Raw genomic sequence first — 8577 nt, forward strand, 5'->3', positions numbered from 1 at the left:
ATATCAGCCAGGACCGGATCGACCTCCCTTAACGCCACATCCAGTTTGAGTTTTTCGAGCTGACGCAGACGGCGCCAGATTTTGGTCCCGATAAAGCCCAGTGCCAGCAGAATAATAATGACGGTCGCCAGCCAGCGGGCGTTTTGATGGTCAGGGTGTGGCCTGTCATCAGTCGTTTAAATCCTTCAATCTCATACTGTTGGATAAGAAATTTGGTAACTTACTGATATTTGGTTGAATAATATTTTTATTTTGGATCGAAGATGATGGATTGGGTATTTCGTCTGAAATGGTGTCTTAATTCTATTAAAATGGTCAGATTGAATTACTGGGTAAAGTAAATAACTGTATAAATATCCACAAAGTTCTTTCTTCTGGGTCAATTGAGTGATAATGTGTCACTAAATAAAACATTTTACGGATAAAAAAAATGAAAGAATTTTTTTCATATGCCCAAGATCTTCATGAAAAATCAAAATTATTTCAGCAGCAAAAGTTGGCAGAAGATAAAAAGCTGATGGGGAGACTTTTTGAGTCTTATGATCAAAAAACTATTGCAGAACTTTTGCGTAAAGTAAGTTATAACGACTGGACCCGTGAAACCTTAAATCGCTGGTTTAACGGAAAATCAGTCCAAAAGTTGTTAACAGAAGTTGAAGTTGCTATGCTCCAAAAAATGCTCCCTGAACCACCTAAAAATCATCTTCAATACGATTTCCGTTTCATTGATCTTTTTGCAGGGATTGGCGGAATTCGAAAAGGTTTTGAAGAAATTGGTGGTCAGTGTGTTTTTACCAGTGAATGGAACAAAGATGCTGTTCGTACCTATAAAGCAAACTGGTATTGTGATCCAGAGTACCATAAATTTAATTCTGATATTCGTGAAATAACATTAAGTGAAAACCCAGAAATAGATGAAAAAGAAGCTTATAAAAATATTGATAAAGAAATTCCAGATCATGATGTTCTTTTGGCTGGTTTTCCATGTCAGCCATTCTCATTAGCAGGTGTTTCGAAAAAGAATTCTCTTGGGCGTGCTCATGGGTTTGAGTGTGATACACAGGGAACTCTTTTTTTTGATGTGGCCAGAATTATTACAGCTAAAAAACCTGCTATTTTTCTTCTGGAAAACGTTAAAAACTTAAAAAGTCATGATAAAGGGAAGACATTCCGTATTATCATGGATACATTGAATGAGTTGGGATATGCTGTTGCTGATGCGGATATCATGGGGCCGAATGATCCCAAAATTATTGATGGAAAATATTTTTTGCCTCAGCATAGGGAACGGATTGTGTTAGTTGGTTTTCGTAAAGATCTGAATATTCATCAAGGATTTACACTTAAGGAAATTAGTCGATATTTCCCGGAAGAACGACCAACACTTGCGGATTTACTTGAACCGGAAGTTGATAGTAAATATATTCTTACCCCCCATCTTTGGAAGTATTTATATAATTATGCTAAAAAGCATCAAGCTAAAGGAAATGGTTTTGGATTTGGCCTTATAGATCCCAATAATAAGAATTGCGTCACTCGCACGCTTTCTGCACGTTACCATAAAGATGGATCAGAAATACTTATTGACCGGGGATGGAATAAAGAGCTTGGGGAACAGGATTTTGATAATCCAGATAATCAAAAAAATCGCCCACGTCGTTTAACACCGAAAGAATGCGCACGGCTAATGGGGTTTGAGTCTCCTCAGGGAGGAGCATTTCATATTCCGGTCTCGGATACACAAGCTTATCGACAGTTTGGAAACTCAGTTGTTGTGCCTGTATTTACAGCTATTGCTAAATTATTAGCTCCTTATATAGCGGAAGCAGTGAAACAACAGCAGACAAACAAAGATCAGGCGGCATAAATAAATTATGGCTGATGTTCACAATCCATCTACTCGTAGTAAAAATATGAGAGCGATCCGTAACTGTGATACAGCCATAGAAAAAAAACTGGTTAAAATTCTTCATAATCTTGGGGTAATTTATAGAATGCAGGTAAGTGATCTTCCTGGTAAGCCTGATTTCGTTATTGATGAGTATCAGGCTGTTTTATTCGTACATGGTTGTTTCTGGCATGGGCATAATTGCCATCTTTTCAAAACTCCAGCTACCCGTACTGAATTCTGGTTAGATAAAATTGGCAAAAATATTAAAAGAGATCAGTGTGTTATGAATTCTCTTTCAGATAACCGTTGGAAAATATTAGTTGTCTGGGAATGCACTTTAAGAGGACGTTTGAAACTGACAGACAATGAGTTATCAGAAAGGATTGAAGAGTGGTTATGTGCAAGTGAAACTCATGCGGAAATTGATACAGTGGGGATACATAAAGTATTTTTGCAGAAAAATGAATAGTTATTTAAATTAAAAGTGTTTTTTAACTCTTTTTTGTAAGATATCGTTACATTACATACTAAAGTTCCTCCATCTATAAGTTTCATTTTGTTTGAAAAATGACCTATCCTTCTGTGCGGCATTCTATTTTTACTTTAATAGAGTTAATCTATAGAAAGATTGTAACTAATAGATGGAGCATAAAATGGCTAATGAACTGATAAATATAGAAAAAATATCATTTATCATGAAAGGTTTAGGAGCTAAGAAAATTATAGTTAAACCACTTTCAAACAATGACAACTCTAAGCAACAGATATATTTAGGATCTGATTTTACTGTCATACAAGGTATTCCTATTGGTGAACTGAAGAGTGCTGGTATGTCAAAAAAAGGTGCAATATTTAAGGCTGCATTAAATTTATTTTGGATAAATGCTGACGGCTATAAAGAGCAGGCATATGGGTCTCAAATTATTTTATATCCTAAATATCCAGAAATTCGTCTGTCGGGAATTATAAAAGGTTGTTCGATAGCTCCATCTCATTTAATGCAACCACCAACAAAAGAAGAAAGGATAAATAGATGTGATAAGAGTCGTTATTTAATTTTTGGTATATGTGAAGACATTATTCTTGCTTATATGAGTTCTTGGGAAGATACTCTTTCCATTGAGCTCAGAAAATTAATTGATAAGAATCTAATAAATCCTGTTTTCTCCGTTTTTTATGAATACTATTCTAATATTAAAGATAGCCGTATTGATCTTATAGCTCGTCTTAAAGAAATTTATTCTTATGGTTTTATTAAATCGCAAAGATTAGATAAAAATGGTAATGTAATTGAATATAGAGCAAGAAATGGGGCTGGTTTTACTTTAGAAAGTTTATTTGGAATTATACCAAATGGCAGATCTGGTCCTGATTTTTCTGGTTGGGAATTAAAAGCACATTCAGGAAGAGTCGTAACATTAATGACTCCAGAACCAAATAAAGGAGAATATATAGAAAATCTACATAAATTTATGAGTGATTATGCATCCTCTAAAAAAGAGGATAGAGTTGATTTTGCCAGTATACATAAAATCGGATTGTTAAATGAAAAGACGAAGCTGACTTTATATCTTGAAGGATATGATTTTGATAAGAAAGAAATTATAGATCCTGATGGTGGATTAGTACTTAGGAGTACAAGCGGTAATATTGCTGCTGTTTGGAATTTCGGAAAATTATTAGACCACTGGAAACGGAAACATACTAAAACATGTTTTGTTTCGTATGAAATGAAACATGCTGACTTCCCATACTATAAATTTGGCCCCCAAATTGTATTAGCTACAGGTGCTAATCTTACTAAATTTATAAATGCGCTTGAATCAAGTAAAATATATTATGATCCAGGTGTTAATATAAAATATCAGGGAGGGGTATCTAAAGTTAAGAAAAGAAATCAGTTCAGGATAAAGTGGAAAGATGTATTAAGTATTTATGACAAAACCGAAAACTTAGATTTAAATAAAGGTTAATTAAAATGAACTTCTGTTCAGGAGAGAAAATACGTTCGGCTGACGGTAATATGCCTTACTTTTGTTCGGCAAGATGAGTTCACCGAACGTTTACCGAAGAGAAAATGGCGCTATCAAACAGAATTACTTGACGGATTTTCTTGGTTAGCGCCTATGGGGTTAACCCTGCTAAATAAGATTCCAAAATAGTGCTGCATCTTATATTACTCATAATTCTATGTATAACAATGGGTTAAGCAAGGCTATGTGTAGCAGAATTATGAAACGTTATTTAGGCCTATTTTATTATCCAGAAATTGTTGATCACCACACTTTTTCAGTGCTTAAATTCTGATAAATTAACCGTTTTATCCTTTTTTTATTGCGTTAAATCCGCCTTAATATAAGATATTTAATTTTTAGATATTCGTACTTTTAAATGATTAAGCAGGTCAGGTAAATGTAAAATAAAGGGAGGATAGGATCACTGATAAATAAATTAAACAGGTCAGGCTAAAAAATTGGGATCCAGCCCTGCGTTTTATGATGGGCAGGATTTAATCTTTTATTAAAAATCATTTTTTAACTGATAGTTTTAATCGGTATAAAACTTTAACTATCGTTTTTATCACTTTTAACCCCTGATTTTTGTTAAGTTTAATCATCATCGGATTACGTTTAACGAACGCAAATTATATCCACTTTTTATCTTTACTGATGTTGTTAAATAACCGACGATAAAACGTTTGATACCCATCTGTTCGGATAATATCCTTTTACGTGCGGATTTCTTTTCAACTCGCTATTAATGGTTAATGATCTTCGATTAAATGTCATTAACTGTCCTCTGAAAAGTTGCATTTAGAACCTATCCCAAAAGGAATTGTCATATTGTATAATATTCTAGAACGGATAATTTCTGAAGGTATAGAAAGTATGGCAAACAACAAATGGCGGCTCAGTGATGAACTTTGGGAAAAAATGGCGCCACTTATTCCCGAACATAAAACTCAGCATCCGCTGGGCACACATCGTAAACGGGTTGATAACCGCGCCGCTATGGATGCCATCTTCTTTGTGCTCAGAACGGGCTGCCAATGGAACGCCCTGAATGCAACAGGAATATGCTCGTCAAGTTCGGCTCACCGTTGTTTTCAGGAATGGCGTGACGCCGGCGTTTTTGAACGCTTCTGGCAAAACGGTTTACTGGCCTGCAAGCATCTCGCGATCATCGACTGGTCGTGGTTATCACTGGATGGCTGCATGACCAAATCCCCTTTAGCGGGGACAAAAAAACAGGTCGTAACCCCACAGACCGGGGGAAACAAGGCGTAAAACGCAGCCTCATGACCGATGCTAACGGGCTTCCTCTTTCACTCGTTGTTGCCGCGGCAAACACGCACGATATCAAACTGGTTGCAGATACGCTTGATGCACTTCAGACAGGCAAGCCGGATAAAAAGGTCAGGCTGTGTCTGGATAAGGGATATGATGCTGAATGGCTGAGAGGCTATCTACAGAGTCGGCACTACGAGCCGCACATCCAGTCTCGCAAGGAAGAATCAGATGCCTGTCAGAATACGGACTTTAAAGCTCAAAGATGGGTTGTCGAGAGGACGCATAGCTGGATGAATCGCTTTCGCCGGATACTGATCCGATGGGAAAAGAAGGTCGAAAACTATGAAGCTATGTTACATTTTGCGTGCGGGATTATAGTTTGGAACAAAACCCTATTGGGATAGGCTCTTAATCCGCCCTGATATAAAAGTTTTAACACTTCGATATTCGCGCTTTTAAATGATTATAACAGATCAGGTAAATGTAAAATAAAGGGAGTATAGAATCACTGATAAATGGATTAAACAGGGCAGGGTAAACAAAATGAATCCTGCCCTGCGTTTTATAATGGGCAGGGTTTAACCTGTGATTAAACGTTATTTTTTAACTGATAGGTTTAATCGGTATAAAGTTTTAACCGTTGTTTTTATCACTTTTAACCCCTGCTTTCTTCAATTTAATCATTGTCGGATTACGTTTAACAAACACTAATTATATCCACTTTTTATCTTTGCTGACGCTGTTAAATAACCGGCGATAAAGCGTTTGATATCCATCTGTTCGGATGATATCCTTTTACGTGCTAATTTCTTTTCAACTTGCTATTAACGGTTAATGATTTTCGATTAAATGCCATTAACTCTCCTTTTGAAAATCGGCATTTATTGCATTTAGTCCGCCCTGATATAAAAGCTTTAACACTTCGATATTCGCGCTTTTAAATGATTATAACAGATCAGGTAAATGTAAAATAAAGGGAGGATGGAATCACTGATAAATGGATTAAACAGGGCAGGGTAAACAAAATGAATCCTGCCCTGCGCTTTATTATTGGCAGAATTTAACCTGTTATTAAAAATCATTTTTTTAACTGATAGTGTTAATCAGTATAAAATTTTAACCGTCGTTTCTATCACTTTTAATCCCAGATTTTTGTTAAGTTTAATCATTATCGGATCACGTTTAATGAATGCGAATCATATCCATTTTTTATCTTTACTGACGCTGTTAAATAACCGGAGAGAAAGCGTTTTAATACCCATTTTTTCGGATGATATTCTTTTACGTACAGGTTTATTTTCAACTCGCTATTAACGGTTAATGATTTTCGATTAAATGCGATCAACTGTCCTCTGAAAAGTGGCATTTATTGCGTTTAATCCGCCCTGATATAAAAGTTTTAACACTTCGGTATTCGCGATTTTAAATGATTATCGTAGGTCAGGTAAATGTAAAATAAAGGGAACATTACTAATGGTTTTTGATTAAATGCAATTAAATAGCTTTCCATAATACCGATACACTTGTGCCTTTTGTTTTCTTTTTGAACAATGTTGGTTCTGTAGCCTATCTCACTGATTTTTCGGATCGCTTAGATGAAAAGGCTGTATATCTTGGTACACAAGGGTTGGTTGGAAGTGGAGCATAATTATGAAATCTTATTTAACTGTCCTTGGTACAACAGGTTAAGCGTCTGTGCGGTTAATGACGAGGAAGCGTATTAGATTAAGGATACTATCGGTAAGCTCCAGTCTGCGTTGGCTTACTGTGGGTATGTGCCACGGTAAATCATCAATAAAGCCGGAAGATCTCAGAGGATCTTTCCGGCTTTTTATTATTTATGACAAAAAATTAACCATAAAAATAATCAAAGAAACTCTCGAAATTATTTGAGCCTATTATTGGTTTAATTTCATTGGTAATAATATCTATAAATTCTGAACTAAGCTCATCATCGTCATTATTATCACCAATATCAAAAATATTAAATTTCCCATAAACTATTTCAATTAGTTTAGCTATAGAAAGAAAGAAGTCAGCTAATGAATCAGCTATTTTAAATGGTTCACCAACGCTATAATTGGCATAAATAGGAGTACCTTTAATGTCTGTTATAGCAATAATAGGTTTTCCACCACCAAAATCATCCATAAATACTAGATGATTTTTAGACCATTTAGGGTTATCTGATATACTTGCTGAATCTTTAATCCAACGATATCCATATTGGGCTTGTTCTATTTTTTCAACTTCAAAAAAGGTTATTGGTGTAATTCCTGTTTCTATCTTAATATTAATAGGTTCAAATTTGTTGAAGAAGAAATTGATTTCTTCTGAATATTCAATCGAATTGGGCCATTTGAGTTCAACACTATTATTTCCTTCAAATTTTCCTTGAAGATTAAATTTTTCATGGACATTAGATAATTCTATTAAGGCTCTTTCTAGTTCACTCATATCATATCCTTAAAATCTTTATAGTTAACGACCACATTTTTTTACTATCTGTTTAGAGGTTTCTTCGCGATCAATTAGCCGCCCATTACCAGGAGTATCATAACTACCTCTATGCCCTTGATTACTATATAAATGCTCATCAACACCACTAGGATGATTGGCATTTTGTAGGAATACAATATTCCTAGGATCACCTTTCCAAGCTTGGCCTAGTGTACCATTACCTTTAACACTATTTATATGATGTCCTGTATACCCTCGTTCAGACATAATAGAGGCTAATTTTCTGTTACTTTTTGTATTCAAAATAATTTGGCGTTCAGCATCTGTCCAATTTCGAGAACCACCGCCAGCAGTAACAAGTGTTCTTTCTTGACCCCATGCTCTATTTATAGCTGTTCCTCTTGCTCCCGGTTTAGGAGTCACAGTATCACGAAGCTTATATCTCACTAAATCTTTTGGATTTAACCCCAGCGGATCAACCCATCCGGTCGGATTCTGCACGTAACTGTAAGGATTTACTCCTCCGGCTAACCCCAAAGGGTCTGTGCTGAGGTAACAACAGCCTTCCGGCAAATAATAACGGTGCCGATTGTAGCAAAGCCCTGATTCCTCATCAAACAGTTGCCCCGCAAATCGCAGGCCCGGATCCAGCGGCATGGCTTCCGGCAGCGCCAGGTTCAGCCCGTACAGCGACTGTTTCGGCTGCCGCCACACCCGCTTGCCGGCCGGGTCAAACAGCGCCAGCGGCTCACCGGTCGGCGCACTCACCGCATACTGCGTCTCAATCGCCCCCACCACCAGGTCCACCCGGTTGTCCAGATTGAGGGTAAACTGCTGCGTCTGCTGCGCCATCAGCTCCCAGCCGTCAAACACCAGATGGCGGATTATTTTCAGCCGCCCGTGCTGGTATTCGCGGATTTCCGCCGGCACATCCCC

The 8577-nt window shown here is 36.7% G+C and carries 5 protein-coding genes and 1 pseudogene; 4 read left to right on the forward strand and 2 right to left on the reverse strand.

Going from position 1 to position 8577, the window contains the following annotated elements:
• Positions 1-430: 430 nt before the first annotated feature.
• The 4 genes and pseudogenes from LGZ99_RS22530 (at position 431) to LGZ99_RS22545 (ending at position 5585) form a co-directional block, all read left to right on the forward strand.
• Positions 431-1867, forward strand: a complete 1437-nt coding sequence (locus tag LGZ99_RS22530) for a DNA cytosine methyltransferase (protein ID WP_046974827.1) — start codon at positions 431-433, stop codon at positions 1865-1867.
• A 7-nt stretch (positions 1868-1874) separates the two neighbouring features.
• Positions 1875-2360, forward strand: coding sequence for a very short patch repair endonuclease (locus tag LGZ99_RS22535; protein ID WP_023046435.1), 486 nt, complete (start codon positions 1875-1877; stop codon positions 2358-2360).
• 184 nt (positions 2361-2544) lie between these two features.
• Positions 2545-3864 carry an MvaI/BcnI family restriction endonuclease gene (locus LGZ99_RS22540; RefSeq protein WP_262979644.1) on the forward strand — a complete coding sequence of 440 codons (1320 nt, stop codon included), beginning with the start codon at positions 2545-2547 and terminating at the stop codon, positions 3862-3864.
• Positions 3865-4824: 960 nt separating this feature from the next.
• Positions 4825-5585 (forward strand): annotated as a pseudogene (locus tag LGZ99_RS22545) (IS5 family transposase).
• A gap of 1447 nt (positions 5586-7032) precedes the next feature.
• Here the strand turns inward: LGZ99_RS22545 and LGZ99_RS22550 are convergent.
• Positions 7033-7638 carry a hypothetical protein gene (locus LGZ99_RS22550; protein ID WP_023046426.1) on the reverse strand — a complete coding sequence of 202 codons (606 nt, stop codon included), beginning with the start codon at positions 7636-7638 and terminating at the stop codon, positions 7033-7035.
• A gap of 24 nt (positions 7639-7662) precedes the next feature.
• Positions 7663-8577: RHS repeat-associated core domain-containing protein (locus LGZ99_RS22555; protein WP_315903521.1), on the reverse strand; the 915-nt coding region annotated here is incomplete at its 5' end.

The sequence above is a fragment of the Photorhabdus temperata genome (assembly GCF_025384845.1).
GTDB lineage: Bacteria > Pseudomonadota > Gammaproteobacteria > Enterobacterales > Enterobacteriaceae > Photorhabdus > Photorhabdus temperata.

Excerpts from the sequence above, each read along its gene's own strand:
- LGZ99_RS22530 (WP_046974827.1), top strand. The coding sequence starts at position 431 with ATGAAAGAATTTTTTTCATATGCCCAAGATCTTCATGAAAAATCAAAA.
- LGZ99_RS22535 (WP_023046435.1), top strand. The coding sequence starts at position 1,875 with ATGGCTGATGTTCACAATCCATCTACTCGTAGTAAAAATATGAGAGCG.
- LGZ99_RS22540 (WP_262979644.1), top strand. The coding sequence starts at position 2,545 with ATGGCTAATGAACTGATAAATATAGAAAAAATATCATTTATCATGAAA.
- LGZ99_RS22550 (WP_023046426.1), bottom strand. The coding sequence starts at position 7,638 with ATGAGTGAACTAGAAAGAGCCTTAATAGAATTATCTAATGTCCATGAA.